Annotated in this window: 16 protein-coding genes and 1 other annotated feature; of the genes, 2 read left to right on the plus strand and 14 right to left on the minus strand. The window is 41.7% G+C overall.

The genetic code is table 11. The features are described 5' to 3' along the window. Positions 1–39: 39 nt before the first annotated feature. From BU202_RS00210 to BU202_RS00240, 7 genes are all read right to left on the minus strand, one after another. A complete protein-coding gene (locus BU202_RS00210) occupies positions 40–1014 on the minus strand; it encodes an ABC transporter substrate-binding protein (protein ID WP_075103801.1) in 975 nt (324 codons plus the stop codon). Positions 1015–1035: 21 nt separating this feature from the next. Then, complete coding sequence (locus BU202_RS00215; RefSeq protein WP_075103802.1) at positions 1036–2007, minus strand: ABC transporter substrate-binding protein; 972 nt, start codon at positions 2005–2007, stop codon at positions 1036–1038. An 864-nt stretch (positions 2008–2871) separates the two neighbouring features. After that, positions 2872–3210, minus strand: coding sequence for a YlbF/YmcA family competence regulator (locus BU202_RS00220; protein ID WP_075103803.1), 339 nt, complete (start codon positions 3208–3210; stop codon positions 2872–2874). Between the two features lie 9 nt (positions 3211–3219). Continuing rightward, a complete protein-coding gene (locus BU202_RS00225) occupies positions 3220–4323 on the minus strand; it encodes a prephenate dehydrogenase (protein WP_075103804.1) in 1104 nt (367 codons plus the stop codon). 2 nt (positions 4324–4325) lie between these two features. Continuing rightward, positions 4326–5492 carry a chorismate synthase gene (gene aroC / locus BU202_RS00230; RefSeq protein ID WP_075103805.1) on the minus strand — a complete coding sequence of 389 codons (1167 nt, stop codon included), beginning with the start codon at positions 5490–5492 and terminating at the stop codon, positions 4326–4328. Continuing rightward, positions 5493–6167 (minus strand): type I 3-dehydroquinate dehydratase, encoded by a 675-nt coding sequence (gene aroD / locus BU202_RS00235; protein WP_075103806.1) that lies wholly within the window; start codon positions 6165–6167, stop codon positions 5493–5495. Beyond that, positions 6164–7327, minus strand: a complete 1164-nt coding sequence (locus BU202_RS00240) for a class I SAM-dependent rRNA methyltransferase (protein WP_075103807.1) — start codon at positions 7325–7327, stop codon at positions 6164–6166. Before BU202_RS00240 ends, aroD begins: the two co-directional genes overlap by 4 nt. A 339-nt stretch (positions 7328–7666) precedes the next feature. Between BU202_RS00240 and BU202_RS00245 the strand changes: the two genes are divergently transcribed. Then, entirely contained in the window at positions 7667–9841 is a 2175-nt protein-coding gene (locus BU202_RS00245) for an LTA synthase family protein (protein WP_425274618.1), read from the plus strand. A 103-nt stretch (positions 9842–9944) separates the two neighbouring features. Here BU202_RS00245 and rplT read toward each other — a convergent pair whose 3' ends face one another. The 5 genes from rplT to BU202_RS00270 form a co-directional block, all read right to left on the minus strand. Further along, on the minus strand, positions 9945–10304 hold the full coding sequence (gene rplT / locus BU202_RS00250) for a 50S ribosomal protein L20 (protein ID WP_000124834.1): 360 nt from the start codon (positions 10302–10304) through the stop codon (positions 9945–9947). 44 nt (positions 10305–10348) lie between these two features. After that, complete coding sequence (gene rpmI / locus BU202_RS00255; protein WP_003025048.1) at positions 10349–10549, minus strand: 50S ribosomal protein L35; 201 nt, start codon at positions 10547–10549, stop codon at positions 10349–10351. A 26-nt stretch (positions 10550–10575) separates the two neighbouring features. Then, positions 10576–11106, minus strand: coding sequence for a translation initiation factor IF-3 (infC, locus tag BU202_RS00260; RefSeq protein WP_075098933.1), 531 nt, complete (start codon positions 11104–11106; stop codon positions 10576–10578). A 15-nt stretch (positions 11107–11121) separates the two neighbouring features. Further along, positions 11122–11251: a sequence feature (ribosomal protein L20 leader region), on the minus strand. Positions 11252–11277: 26 nt separating this feature from the next. Further along, positions 11278–11955, minus strand: a complete 678-nt coding sequence (gene cmk / locus BU202_RS00265) for a (d)CMP kinase (protein ID WP_075103808.1) — start codon at positions 11953–11955, stop codon at positions 11278–11280. Between the two features lie 8 nt (positions 11956–11963). Then, positions 11964–12473: an SAG1386/EF1546 family surface-associated protein gene (locus tag BU202_RS00270; protein ID WP_075103809.1), complete on the minus strand. Its 510-nt coding sequence runs from the start codon at positions 12471–12473 to the stop codon at positions 11964–11966. 50 nt (positions 12474–12523) lie between these two features. On the opposite strand from BU202_RS00270, the gene BU202_RS00275 reads away from it, so the two are divergent. After that, the gene (locus BU202_RS00275) at positions 12524–12721 is read left to right on the plus strand and encodes a ferredoxin (protein WP_075103810.1); all 198 of its coding nucleotides are present in this window, start codon (positions 12524–12526) and stop codon (positions 12719–12721) included. On the opposite strand, the gene BU202_RS00280 is transcribed toward BU202_RS00275, so the two are convergent. Together BU202_RS00280 and BU202_RS00285 are read right to left on the minus strand one after the other, a co-directional pair. Next, positions 12722–13198, minus strand: a complete 477-nt coding sequence (locus tag BU202_RS00280; protein ID WP_075103811.1) for an EbsA family protein — start codon at positions 13196–13198, stop codon at positions 12722–12724. A gap of 82 nt (positions 13199–13280) precedes the next feature. Next, positions 13281–15701: an LTA synthase family protein gene (locus tag BU202_RS00285; RefSeq protein ID WP_075103812.1), complete on the minus strand. Its 2421-nt coding sequence runs from the start codon at positions 15699–15701 to the stop codon at positions 13281–13283. Positions 15702–15715 lie beyond the last annotated feature (14 nt).

Genomic DNA, 15715 nt, shown 5'->3' on the forward strand with positions numbered 1-15715 from the left:
CTCCTTTGATAGGGGAGTAGTCTTCTACTCCCGTGTAGTTTAGTTTGATACAGAAAGTTTTGAGGTATCAATGCCTAGTTTTTTAGCCATTTCTTCGTTCACATGTAGGTTAACCGTTTCTGGGTATTCGACTGCTGTCTTAGCAGGATCTGCCCCCTCGATTATCTTAATGGCCATTCTAGCAGTTTGACGACCCAGGGCTTCATAGTTGGTTCCAAAGGTCAACAAGCCTCCTTCATCGACCATGTCAGTTGATCCACCAATGACTGGTACCTTGTACTGCACAGACAACTCCCCAATCATAGTCATGGTTGATGCAACCGTATTGTCTGTCGGAATAAAGACTGCATCCACCGATTTCATCAAGCTGGTCGCTGCATCCTGCACTTCATTGGTATTAGAAATCCCTTTGACCACCACCTTGTAGCCTGCTTTTTCTAGCAACGGTTTGGCTTCCTCCACCTGCACTTCTGAATTGCGTTCGCTCGTAGTATACAGGATACCAACCGTTTTCGCATTCGGTACTGCTTGACCCAGCAGGTCAATCTGCTTTTCAATCGGTGCTTGGTCGCTCGTTCCTGTCAGCATGCCTCCTGGCTCCTTGATAGAGCTCACCAAATCAGCAGATAGCGGATCGGTCACCGCTGTAAAGAGGACTGGTGTATCGGTTGAAATGGTAGCCAAACTTTGAGCGGCTGGCGTTGCAATCGCTAGAATAATGTCATTGTCTCCCACTAATTGCTCTGAAATGGTTTGGAGATTGGCTTGATCCCCTTGAGCATTTTGGTAGTCAAGGCGAATCTTTTCTCCGTCCTTGTAGCCATTTTCCGCCAATTCAGCCTCGAATCCTTTACGGGCTGCAGCAAGCGAATCATGTTCCATATACTGCAAAATCCCGACTTTTACAGTATCACTATTTCCTTCCTTACTGTCTGATGACGAACAAGCTGTTAGAGCAAGGGCACTAAGGCCAATGATAGACACATTCCGCAAATATTTTCCGATTTTACTCATAGACGTTTTCTCCCATATCACTTATTTTCCTAATTCTTTAATCGTTGCTGGATCAATACCAACTGCTTTTGCCATTTCTTCATTGACGGCAACGGCAGCTGTTTCAGGTGTTTTGACTGCCAAGTCAGCTGGCTTCTCCCCTTTTAAGATGCTAACGGCTAATTCACCCGCTTGGACACCAATTGCATGGTAGTCCACACCGTAAGTAAAGAGGGTCGCTTCTAAGACTGCTTCATCGCTCCCCATAGCTGGCACTTTCGCTTTCATGAGGACATCTCCGATAGTAGAAGCTGTCGAAGCAACTGTATTATCAGTCGGCAGGTAAATGGCATCCACTTGACCAGCTAGTGAGGTAACTGCTTGTTGCACATCATTAGTGGTCGTCACAGTTTTAATCACGACTTTCATGCCCTTGTCTTCCAGCAATTTCTTTGCTTCCTTGGCCTGAACTTCTGAATTGACCTCGCTTGAATTGTAGAAAATTCCGAAGGTCTTAGCAGTTGGTACAACCTTAACCAACATCTCAATCTGTCCTGCCACATCCGTCGCATCTGTTGAGCCTGTCATGCTACCACCTGGAGATTTCAAAGAATCAACCAAGCCAGCTTCTACTGGATCAGTCACTGCTGTAAAGACTGACGGTGTGTCACTATCCGCACTTAACAAGGCTTGGGCAGCAGGGGTTGCAATCGCAAAGTTCACATTATTTTTTCCTGCTAATTGTTCGACCATGGTTTGCAGATTTGCCTGATCTCCTTGAGCATTTTGGTAGTCAACGGTTAGATTTTTTCCTTCGGTGTAGCCCGCCTTATCAAGAGCTTCTAAGAAGCCTTTCCGAGCAGATGACAAGGCATCGTGCTCTGCGTATTGGATAATGCCAACCTTTACATTGTCACCATCTGTTGATGCTGATTTTTCTCCTGAACTGCACGCAACGAGTGCTAGTGCTGAAAGAACGGCTACTGAACCTGTAAAAAACTGTTTAAACCCCATGTTAGATATCTCCTTTATTTATAAATATGTAGTTTTCCTAGCCAGATGCTAGAAAGCAACGACCTTAAAATGAGCCAACATCCTCATCCTATTTCTGACATTGAGCAAGTCGGGCGTCCCCTCCTTCCTCTCCAATACATAGTGACCTGCCAGGTCTGGACTACAAAAACGGGACCGCCTTAGATACATCTAAACGGTCCCTCAATTCAAACTGTAAAATGAAAACAGACTGACTTGACGTGCCCTCTAGATCTATCATCTATGTAGGCATCGTCAAAACTACCACAGCCACATAGATACAAACGTAACGTTCCCGTGTTTGTATCCATGTTACCATGTCTACAAACACTATCTAAAGTAGCTGTAGAAATATGTATGATTGGTTGATGTTACATGACAACTCAATAACATATCGTAGTTCTCCATTTCTCATTTCTTTAAGGTTATTAAAATAATAAAACATTTTTATCCACTTGTCAAGAATTTTTATACATAAATTGTCAGATTTTTCAATTTTTTTAACGAACCTGCTGACAGGACACTCAAAAGGCGGACAAAATCCGCCTCAGATTGAAGAAAAAATTCTTTTGCGCTACTTTTCTTAGGTGGTGCGGACGGTAGCGACTTCCTGCGGAATTCCATACCTAAATGTTGAGATGTTGAGCCTAGGGTCTCAACATTTCCGAGTATCGTCACTATCAGTAATGACGATACTTTTACCACAGCGAAAAGTAGCTGATGAGGCTCGCTTCGCTCGCGAAAATTGGAAATCGAATGTTGAGTGAGTAGAACTTTTTTACTTGTTTAAATAGATTTTAAATCTATCTACGTTTTGAGGCGGACAAAATCCGCCTCTCATATTTTCTATAACAATTCATTCAAGGGTTTAAAAATGATTTTTTCCAAATCCGCGATATAAACAGACAGTTGTTGCTGTTTGTGGAAGTATTCTGTCAATAAGGGATTCGCCTGAATCTTTTGGTTAAAGTCCTGCAAGCGTTGCTGCAAATCGTCTTCTGGCATCTGACCTGCCTGTAATTGATGTTGCACCTCACGCTGGAAAGCGACATAGTTTCCCAAAATTTCTTTAGCTTCTGGATTTTCTTCAATCGAAACCTTTGCGGCTTCAACTGCCCTGTATTCGGGTAGCTGACGAATGCTGCGTTCCAATTCATTTGCAATATCATAGATATTTTGTGCCATAGTTGTCTCCTAATCTACGAAAACCTGATAGCTGGTCTGATCACGAATAATCCGTTCAGCCCGCTCCAAGTCCTCTTTATTTTTAAACGTAATCTGTAAAATACCATGAATGTCCGCCCGATTGTCCTCGTTGATACGGATATTCACGACCGAAATCCCCCGAAGCAACTCAAGAATGGTCAAAATCGTATCTTCTTGGTCGGGGATATTGATGAAAAGGTCATAGAAACTATCCACCCCAGCTCGCTTATGGATTTCCATTTCCTTGCGAATCCGACGCCCTTGATCAAAAAACTGCCAGATGGCCTCCTCATCGCCTGCTTCTATCAACTGCTGGATGTCTTTTAGACGCTCACCAAACTCTGCCAAGCGCTCGACAATACTCGCCCGATTGGTCATGAGAATACTGGTCCACATGCCTGGCTCACTCTCTGCAATCCTCGTCATATCTCTGAAACCTCCCGCCGCAAAATGCTGGGTAAAGGGATGGTCTTTCCGATAATCGCCTGCCTGATTCATCAGACTGGAAGCTAAAATGTGAGGAAAATGCGAAATCTGGCTGGTCACACGGTCATGCTCTGCCGCATCAATCTCAACAAAACGTGCATGAAGGCCTGAAAGCACCTCTTTCAAGCGCGGAATCGCATCCGCCTGGGTCAGACGACTGGGGGTGAGAATGTAGTAGGCATTCTCAAACAAGTTGACATCGGCTGCAATGGCACCTGTCTTATGGCTCCCCGCCATGGGATGGCCACCGATAAAGTGAATGTTCCGTGCAGACAGGTAGGTCTCTGCCGCCTCCACAATGGCTTCCTTGGTCGACCCGGCATCGGTCACAAGCACCCCTTCTTTCAGAGGCAAGTTGGACAATTCCTCTAAAAAACGGATGGTCTGCTGAATGGGCACACAGAGAAAAATCATATCTGCTTCTGCTGCAAACTGGCTTAGATTGTCTGTTGCCTCATCCACAATTCCATGCTCCAAGGCAATCATTCGAGACTGCTCGCCACGATTGTAGCCGACGATTCGATACTCTGGATGATCCCTACGAATCCCCAAGGCTAGCGAACTTCCAATCAAACCCAAACCTACGATATAAATGGTCTTTGTCATGTTTAAAATTCTTTCACAAATCTCCTGTGCTGCTCAACAGCTTCTCTTAGTTCTTCCATGTTGTCTGCCGAGAATTTCTCCATGATTTCTGTCGCAAGAACAGTAGCTACGACTGCTTCCATGACGACACCCGCCGCAGGTAAAGCCGTAGGATCTGATCGCTCCACCGTTGCCTTATAAGGCTCATGCGTCTCAATATCAACAGACATCAAGGGTTTATAGAGTGTTGGAATCGGCTTCATCACTCCGCGAACGATAATGGGTTCGCCATTGGTCATGCCTCCTTCAAAGCCACCGAGGTTATTGCTGGATCTGCGATAACCTGTCTCTTTTGACCAGACGATTTCATCCATGACCTGACTGCCTTTACGGTAGCCCGCTTGAAATCCTAGACCGAATTCCACCCCCTTAAAGGCATTGATGGATACGACAGCTTGAGCCATTTTCGCATCCAGCTTGCGGTCCCATTGAACATAGGAACCAAGCCCGACTGGCACACCGCCGACAATGGTCTCAACAATCCCACCGATGGTATCTCCGTCACGCTTGATTTGGTCAATATAGTCCTTGATTTCTTCCTCACGTTCTGGATTGACAATCGAAACTTCAGATTGACTGGCACGCATCCGAATGTCTGCTACTGTCAGCCCTTCTGGAACATCGATTTCTTTACCACCAAAGACAACGACATGATTAGCAATGTCAATATCTAGTTCTGCCAGCAAGCGCTTCGCCACTGCACCGACCGCCACCCGCATCGTTGTCTCACGCGCGCTCGAGCGCTCTAGGGAATTACGCAAATCATCAAAACGATACTTGATGCCACCAACCAAGTCCGCATGTCCTGGTCGGGGATGGGTGATTCTGCGTTTGCTCTTTAAGCGATCCTCAATGTCTTCTACCGCCATAATATCCAACCATTTTTGATAGTCCTTATTGATGACGTGAAGCGTGATGGGAGCTCCTGTAGTCTTGCCATGTCGTACACCAGAAGTGATTTCTACTTGGTCTGTTTCAATCTGCATTCTAGCACCGCGACCATAACCACCCTGGCGGCGTTTCAAATCCGCATTGATGTCTGCTGCTGTCAAGGTCAAGCCTGCTGGGACACCTTCGATAATCGCAGTCAAGCGCGGTCCATGAGATTCACCCGCTGTTAAATAACGCATTTACTCCTCCAAGATATTCAAGATTTTGTGAACAGCCGACAAGGCAATTTGCCCTGGGGCACTAGCCTCATCAAGGCTTGCAAAGGTCCAGCAAGAGCCTGTAATCACACCTGCCACACGCGATAATTTTCCTAAATGTCCCATAGACATGGTCGCATAGGCCTGCTCCGCATTCAGCGTCTTAAAGCCACGGGTATAGTTCATGACATCAAGGACATCCTGCTCTGTCTGTGCCATCACGGCCATCTTGACAACGGCAGGGGACAAACTGGTCAATTCAGACATGATTTCCATATAATTTTCAGGGGTTTCTTCAAAATTATGGTAACTCAAGACCAAGTTTGGAAAGTCCAGCATTTCCTCAAAGACTTCTTTGTGCGAATAATATTCAAAATCGATAAATTCAGGCTGGTAGAGACTTGCAATTTCTTTTAATAAATGGATATATTCCTCGTTTGTTAACTCAATATGTCCACCTTCACGGCTCATTCGTAGTGTAAAAATCACTTCTCGACCCACAAATTTTTCAAAAACAGCTGGCGCAACGGTCAAGATTTCCTCCTTGGGAAGAAAGTCAGCCCGCCACTCAATGAGATCGGCAGCTGCTAATCGGTCTAAATCTATATTGGCAACGTCCTCGAGACTGCGAGGCATGATGGGAACTACAATTTTCATTTTTCTACCTGTATCGTAAAGACCTTGAGGTAATTACTACTTTCATCTTTTTGATTGGACACAAAATCGCTCGGCAAGCGATAGGTCTCGAGATAGCGGTGCTTACAGCGACCGAATCCCTTTTCAATTTCTTTTTTAAATTTTTCAATCGGAACATTGGAAGCATTCGTTGATGCAATGATGATTCCTTTAGGACTTAAAATCTCTATGGATTGGGCAATCAACTGATGGTAATCCTTGGCTACAGAAAAGGTCTGTTTTTTGTTCCGCGCAAAACTTGGCGGGTCAAGGACAATCACATCATAGGTCAAGCCTTTGCGTTTGGCATATTTAAAATACTCAAAGACATCCATCACGATAAAGCGATGCTGGTCGACTGCTAACCCATTTGCCTGAAAATGGGCTTCTGACAATTCTTTTGACCGTTTGGCCAAGTCTACAGAGGTAGTCTCACGAGCTCCACCCATTGCAGCAGCAACTGAAAAAGCAGCTGTGTAAGAAAACATATTCAAGAGACTTTTTCCAGCAGCGAGTCCATCGACTAGTGCTCCTCGCACTTCGTGTTGGTCAAGGAAAATCCCTGTCATCAAGCCATTGTTCAAAAAGACCTGATAGGCCACCCCATTTTCAAAAACTGTCAATTCTTCAGGCGCTTCATCACCATAAAGGTAAGCTGATTCATAGTCCAGTCCCTTAAAGCGAATCTTTTCATAAGCTCCTAGAACATCTGGATAAACTGCCTGAAAGGCTGCCACAATCTCATCCTTAATGGAATAGATATATTCATTATACCACGAAAAGACCGCATAATCCTGATAACGGTCAATGGTGACACCACCAAAGCCATCGCCATCTTGATTAAACAAGCGGTAGGCTGTTGTTAGAGGCGAATGTTCATAGGATTGTCGCTTTTGTCTTGCTTCCAACAGCAAGGCTTGCATAAAATCCTGATTTATTGGCTCTTTCTTTCTCGAAATAAACCACCCTACCCCCTTGTTTTGCGCAGAAAGGTAGGCTTGCCCTATAAACTGTCCTTGGTGATTGACCAAATGAACGAGGGCGTTTTCTACCCCAAGATGAGGAAAATCACGTGCCTCCAGCACACAGATTCCCTGCTTTATTTTTCGCTCTACAATGGGGCTTACTGTCAATTCTATCATAACTTGATTATAACAAATTTTGCATGATATCTCAAAAAAACTTATCCTATTTACATGCTAAAGGTACGAAAAAAACGATTTTCAAGCTCTTATCTGCTACGATTGTTGATTGTTTACAAACGATTACTTGCCACGCAAACAAATAACCTTGTTCTGACTAAGCATTCACGAACTAACATTAGCAATTGAAACTCCGCCATACTAGTCAAGAAAGTATCAAAAATCTACTTTTAAACACCTTTCCGTGTAAAAAACTTCTCTTACTAAGGAATATTTTAAAAATATGGTATAATGGACTAAGATTTTGTGAAATGTACAATTACTAGAAAGGAAGCTCTTGTGAACAAAAATCGTTATCTGTTATCAAAAATGTTACGTTCTAGAATGGGCTTTATCCTCATTTTGGTCACACTCTACTGGGGAAAGACACTGTGGGCTTACCTCATTGATTTTAATTTAGATACTAAGGGTTTTTATCAGAACTTTATCCTCTTTATCAATCCACTTCCTGTCGGTCTCCTCTTTATCGGCCTTGCCCTCTACGTCAAATCGACCAAGTGGTTTTACCGAACAGCCTTACTTCTCTACTTCTTATTATTCTTATGGCTATTTTCAAATACCCTCTACTTTAGAGAGTTTTCGGACTACATCTCGATTTCAACCATGATGGCGAGCTCGAGCGTTGCTGCAGGCTTGTTCCAAACAACCCTCAAGGCCTTGAGGGTCTGGGATTTGATGTATGTCATCGATTTCATTGGGATGGCCTATCTTTATGTCAAGAAAAAAATCCCTGTTGATCCGCAACCTTTTAATAAGCGATCCAGTTTTGCGGTTACCGCCCTCTCTATTCTGCTCTTTTCTATCAATCTGTTTCTCGCAGAAATTGATCGACCGGAGCTCTTGTCACGCGGCTTTTCCAATACCTATATCGTCCGTGCCTTGGGCCTTCCCTCTTTCCTAGGCTACAACGCATATCAGACCTACAATGTCCACAAGGATCGTTCAGAAGCAACAGCCGAAGACTTGGTGCCTGTTCAGCAATATGTCTCCGAGCAGTATGCCAAGCCAAATGATGAATACTTTGGTCTCGCAAAAGGGCGCAATGTCATCTATCTCCATTTGGAAAGTCTACAGCAATTCGTCATTGACTACAAGCTCAATGTCGAAGGAAAAGAGTATGAGGTCACGCCTTTCCTCAACTCTCTCTACCACTCCAACTCCACCTTTGCCTTTTCCAACTTTTTCAACCAAGTAAAGGCAGGGAAAACCTCGGATGCGGAAACCATGATTGAAACCTCCCTCTTTGGACTCAACCAAGGGTCCTTCATGGTTCAATATGGCGGAAGCAACACCCAGCAAGCAGCACCTCACATCCTCTCTCAAGAAGCAGGCTATACTTCAGCTGTCTTTCATGGAAACGCTGCTGGTTTCTGGAATCGCAATAACACTTATAAACAATGGGGTTACAATTACTTCTTTGATAAGTCCTACTTTACCGAAACCACTTCGGAAAATTCCTTTGAATACGGCTTAAATGATAAGGTCATGTTCGCAGACTCTATCCAATACTTTGAGCATTTGCAACAGCCTTTTTACACCAAGTTTATTACCGTTTCAAACCACTATCCCTATACAACCAGCCTCACAGGCGATGAAACGGGATTCCCACTAGCCGATACCAAGGATGAGACCATCAACGGCTATTTTGCTACCGCTAACTATTTGGATGCTTCTATCAAGGCCTTCTTTGACTATTTAAAAGCAACAGGCCTCTATGAAAAATCCATCATTGTCCTTTACGGAGACCACTATGGTATTTCAAACTCCCGCAATCCGAGCTTAGCACCTTTACTCGGTGCCAATCCTGAAACATGGTCAGATTATGACAATGCCATGCTCCAACGTGTTCCCTACATGATTGTGGTCCCAGGAATGAACAAGGGACGAATCATCAATACTTTCGGTGGAGAAATTGACGCTCTTCCTACACTAGAGCATCTCCTAGGGATTGACGCTAAAAAATACCTGCAAGTCGGGCAGGATTTGCTTTCTAAAGACAACAAACAGATTGTAGCCTTGCGGACTCCCGGCACCTTCATTACTCCAGAATACACCAGCTATGGTGGTAAACTCTACAACACGCAAACAGGGGAAGAAATTACCAACCCTGATGAAGCAACTCTGAAAAAAGTAGAGGCTATCCGGACCAGCGTCAAAAATCAGTTGGCCGCTAGCGATGCCATTCAGACAGGGGATTTGATTCGTTTCTTAGACAATGGTCTTCCTGTAGTAAACACTAAGGATTTCTCCTATATTGATTCCCTCAAGGCGCAACTGGCTCTTGAGTCAGAACTAGGAGACCAGTCAACTAGCCTCTATAGCAAAAATGGTGAACAATCCACGGTTGATCTATTCCAAGCTCCAAGCTATCGCATTCTGCATGAAGCTACACAGGCCTCAAGCACGAGCGAAAGCTCTACATCGACTTCAACCTCTACCACTAAAAAAGAATAAAGCAGTTGGGCACAAAGCCCAGCTGCTTTTCTTTCTGTCCTAGTCAAGCGTCTCGACACCAAAGGTAGAAAAAAAAAGGTAGATTGCTCTACCTTTTAGATGATTATTTACCAAGTTTTGCTTTTGCAGCGTCTGCAAGTGCTGTGAAAGCAGCTGCATCGTTTACTGCAAGGTCAGCCAACATTTTACGGTTTACTTCGATTTCAGCCAATTTCAAACCATGCATCAATTGTGAGTATGAAAGACCATTCATGCGAGCAGCCGCGTTGATACGAGTGATCCACAATTTACGGAAATCACGTTTTTTCTGACGACGGTCACGGTATGCATAGTAGTAAGAGTTCATTACTTGTTCTTTTGCAGTACGGAACAAGATGTGTTTTGCACCATAGTAACCTTTAGCTAATTTTAAAATACGTTTACGGCGTTTGCGTGATACAACGCCACCTTTAACACGTGCCATTTATATTTTCCTCCGAATAATTCTCTAATTTCTAGTAGTTCGACTTATTTAAGTCCTGTAAGCATTGCTTTGATACGTTTGAAGTCACCTGAATGTACCATTGCTGCTTTACGAAGGTGACGACGTTGTTTTTTAGTTTTACCGTGGAAACGGTGTGAAGTATAAGCGCGGAAGCGTTTCAATCCACCAGAACCTGTACGTTTGAAACGTTTAGCTGATGCGCGGTGAGTTTTTTGTTTTGGCATTTTAATTCTCCTTTTGCTTAGTAAGCTTATTTTTTCTCTGAAGCTGGCGCCAGTTGCATGAACATTTGACGTCCATCCATCTTAGCTCTTTGCTCAATAATCGCAATGTCTTGCGTTGCTTCAGCAAATTCTGCCAAGACCTTTGCTCCAACTTCTTTATGGGTAATCATACGTCCTTTGAAACGGATGGATACCTTTACTTTGTTCCCTTTTTCAAGGAACTTACGGGCATTACGAAGTTTTGTATCGAAGTCTCCCTTATCAATCGTCGGACTGAGACGCACTTCCTTGACCGTCACAACGCTTTGTTTTTTACGTTGCTCTTTTTGTTTTTTCTGATACTCAAATTTGAACTTACCGTAGTCCATGATTTTCGCAACAGGTGGTTTAGCTTGCGGTTGAATCAACACTAAATCAACGTTAGCACTATCAGCTATCGCTTGGGCTTCGTTGAGCGGTTTAATTCCTAACTGTTCACCCTCGAGACCGATAAGACGAACTTCACGCACACGAATTTCATCATTGATGAACAAATCTTGCTTTGCTATGGCTTTCACCTCATTTTATTTTTTTCGAGAAAAACAAAGTGGACTTGCTAACACAAGTCCACCACTACATCATTATCTTTCCGAAGAAAATTTAACACGTAGAGCCAGACAACGTTAGTCGCAAGGCGAGAAGCTCTCACTTCTGCTTTTCTCAATGTTAATAGTATACCAATACTTTTTTTACTTGTCAAGAATTTCTTTTGCTTTTTTAGAAATAAATGCAACAACACCCTCAATGGATACACCAGTCGTGTCAAAGGTGATGGCATCATCTGCCGCTTTTAGAGGAGAAACAGCTCGTGTACTGTCCTTATGGTCACGCAGGGCAATTTCTTCTTTCAAGCGTTCCAAGTCAGTCGGAATCCCTTTTTCCTTATTTTCCTTAAAGCGACGAAGTGCTCGTTCTTCAACGGATGCAATAAGGAAAATCTTTAACTCCGCTTCAGGAAGCACAACCGTCCCAATATCACGTCCATCCATGACAATGCCACCTTGAGCTGCAATCTTGCGTTGCAAGTCAACCAATTTCTCACGAATGGGAGCAAGGGCCGACACCCAGGACACATTGTTGGTCACTTGATTTTCACGAATGGCATGGGTGATATCGACATCGCCAACAAAGACCAATTGTTCTCCCTTTTCATTGCGACCAAAGCTGATAGGAAATTGATCCAGCAGGGCCATAATCGCGCTACTATCTTCTTGCTCTACCTGATGTTGCAAGGCCAGATAGGTCGCTGCCCGATACATGGCACCCGTGTCCAAATAGGTATAACCGAATTGTTTAGCGATAATCTTCGCAACCGTACTCTTACCACTTGATGCAGGACCATCAATGGCGATTTGAATTGATTTCATAGTTCCTCTTACTTAATTTTAACGAGGTCACCTGGGTTTGCCCACCAAGTGCCACCAGGGCCTGTCATTTTATCCGGATTTAGACGTTCCAACTCTTGAGGAGAAATACCTGCACGAGCTGCAATCATGTCACGTCCTTCACCTGCCTGAACAGCAATGGTTTCACCCGCGACTGCTGTAGAAGATTGCGTTGTGTCTTCCGCACTACTGCTGCTTGGTTCACTTGTAGGAGCGGATGATTCTGACGGCTGACTACTTGTACTTGCTGTAGAAGCATCTGCCTTAGTGCTACTTGCTGCAGCCGCTGTACTGTTGCTATTGTAGAATTCTTGAGTGGCATCTGTCTTGCTACCCCCATGAGAGAGATAGACCATCGCAATGGTGGTAATAATCACAATAAATAAGAACAGTACCGCTAATATACTAAGCACTCTAGTACTAGAGCTACCTTTTGCTAATCGGCTTCTTCTACTTTCAGTAGATTGATAAATTTCCTCATTCCATGGTTCTTGTGACATGAATAATCTTTCTCCTTGTTTTTTTTATAAAATCTCATTACAATACTAATATGAACATTACACTTTATCCAGAAAAATGTATCGCTTGCGGACTGTGCCAAACAATGTCAGATGTCTTTGACTACGATGATGACGGCATTGTCCTATTTGCCGATGACCACCAAGCATCCACTATGACACTATCTGACCGAACAGACGCCCTATTAGCAGCAAAATCCTGTCCTACAAAAGCGATTTCTGTCGACTAGTTAGTCTTTATTCGCATAATATTCTTCAAAATAGTCCTGCGTGACCAGATGATCCGTCAAGACAATTTCCCCTTGAAAATGGGTATTGAGGGCTAGCGCATTGACAAAATACTTTTTCGGCCACTTGCGGATATAATAGACTTTTCCCTCTGGCATATCGGTCGAAAAAATTTTCACGAATAGATAGGTAACTTCAATCTTAGAAATTGTGTCTATCCGGACCTTTTTTGAGGCAAAGGGATTTGCCGAAGCAATTCGTAAATACTCCTCATCGATAACAAAATACCGATGCCAACCAATCCCAAACATAATAATGACCAGGACAAATAGCTGAATAATGGTATCAGATATTCGCAACTTTTCTAATATGAGAGATAAGGCAAGAAAAGCCGGAGTAATTGCCAAGGACCAATAAATAATGGACCAGGACAATTCTGGCTGCCAGTGATATCGAATCCGACCAAATATCTTAATCATTTCGCTCCTCCTCCTACCATTTTAGCATAAAACGAGAAAAAATAGAATAGCTATGCTATTCTATTGTGTAAATTGCATATATCTATTTAGGAATTTCAAAAAACTCTTTTGGGAGATACCCTTTCCCTGCTACTAAATCATATTGAATTAATTTCAAGTCCTCTGCAATCTGCTTGCCCTCCTCGTCAAGCTCTTTTTTATCTACACTGGCTTTGTGTAATACCTCCGTTAGCAAAGCATAATAAGGCGAAACTTTAGCATTAGTCTGCTCTAATAACAAAGCTGTGAAATCACTAGAATTTACCAGTGGATAATCTAACTTGGAGGTTTCAAAATTACTCCAAATAAAATAATCTGTCAAAGATTGGTTATCTGGACTTTTTGCAAATGTTGATTTAGGATATATACCTGACAAATGATCACCGTAAAATACTACTGTGATTCTTTTGTCTATCTTAGATAGTTCATCTAAAAATACTTTTGTTGCTTGGTCTGTCTGATAAAGTAAACGGGAATAACTCAATAGATTACTAGACTCAACATCAGTAAAATGTTCGCCAGTTACAATTAACTCCTCTGGCTCATAATAGTACCATGGACTATGATTCTGCATTGTTAAGACTGAAAAAAATTGATTTTTCGAAGTAGATAACTCACTTAAGACCTTCATATAGGTTGATTCATCACTAGGGTTTGCTCCTACATTTTTAATATCTTTATCATTTGTTTTTTCTTCTAAAAAAATCTGAGTCTCAAATCCCAACTGCGCATACATAGATCTCCTAGAATAATTATTTCCACTCGCCAAGTGCACTACGATTCTATCTTCAAAATGGTTACTAATACTAGGAAATACATTTAAATTAGGAGCTAATTCTGTGTTCATAATAGATACATACGGACTAAGGTTATATTTAGGTAGTCCTGTTAAAGTTTGAAATTCCATATTAGCGGTTCCTCCGCCATAACCGTCAGATTTCATCAAACCACTTGTATATGTATCTAAAATAGTTGATATATTTGGTAAAATATCCTTCGTAGATTGAATTCCATCCAACCTTCTTGGATCTGAAAAACTCTCACTTAAAATATAAATTACTGTTTGATCGGAGATATTGGATGTTCTATCATTATTCATCAGTTCTGCTAATGATTTATATTTTTTAATTATTTTTTCCATCTCTTGTTTTGAATAATGAGATGGCATTTCCATATTCTCGCGTGTCAATTGTTTAAACCAAATATAGCTTACGGACTGAAAGCGAGAATTAGCTGACAAACCAAAATAAATTTCTAACCAATGAAGATTTTGTAAATTATCCATTGAAGAAAGCAGAGGAATATTTCCCGATTTCTTCAATTCTCTAGAATGCGAAACTACATTTGTTATCCCTATAAAGAAGCCTACAACCAGTAAAATAATTGTTACTTGTTGTATTCTATATTTAAATAATTTATTCGACAAAATTCGAAATCTATAGAAAAAGAAGATAATGACAGTAGTAGCTATCACAAATATACTAATTGCAAAGCCAAGATTAATATTTGCAAATCGAGCAACAGTTCCTATCTCTTTCCACCATGTCAAATCGGCTGGCAAAAATGGCTCATGTCTAATTGAAAATTTTAAACTATTGACAATACTAATTAATGTACCTAAGGTAATATTGAGTAACGTTCCGATTATGTATTGATTGGTGATTCCATAAATACCAATAAATAACAAGCTAAATATCATAATTTGAAAGAACGTTGCACCAGGAACTAAATATGTCCCAAACCAATCCCCTTTGTCACTTAACCCTGCTTGCACTGTATAATTAAAAATTCCTGCTAACAAAATACTTGATATTAACAAGAGAGCAAAATTTGCTCTTTTATTTTTGACAGCTTTACCAGCTTGAATAAAGCAATAAGACAAGGCTGAACACAGTACATATGCCATCATACTATATATAAATAGATTCTTTGGATTCAAGTTTCCTGTATCATTATAAAGTTTTAGATAGCTATTCTCCCTAATGACTAAAGCCATTTGACTTCCAGTCATAATGAAATAAGTAAAAAACTGACTTAATAATATCTCATAACTCCCCGTATGCAGGGGATAATAAATATTTCCTTTATACTGTTGTCGAAAAATCCTATAGCCTAAACAAATGGCAACAAAAAGCGCTGTAAATATAAGACCATTATCTTGAATTAAACCATTATCTTCAAAATTACTCCAATAAAATTCTTCTACGTTCAAGTTAAAAGTCATTTTCATCCAGTAATCTAATACTAGATGGATAGCATATAATACTACAATATGAACAAAGGTATATATATTTATTTTAACACAAAGCTGATAGGCAATTACTAAAAACAAAATTCCCGTAATACAAATAACTGGATTAGATAATTCTAAGTTCGTTCCAAAACTGGCATTCAACTCATGAAAAATAAGACTATAAAAAGCTACATAAATCACAAGATACATCCATTTATATTTTATTGACATATACACACCATTTC

This window comes from Streptococcus cuniculi (genome assembly GCF_001921845.1).
In the GTDB taxonomy this organism is placed as follows: Bacteria; Bacillota; Bacilli; order Lactobacillales; family Streptococcaceae; genus Streptococcus; species Streptococcus cuniculi.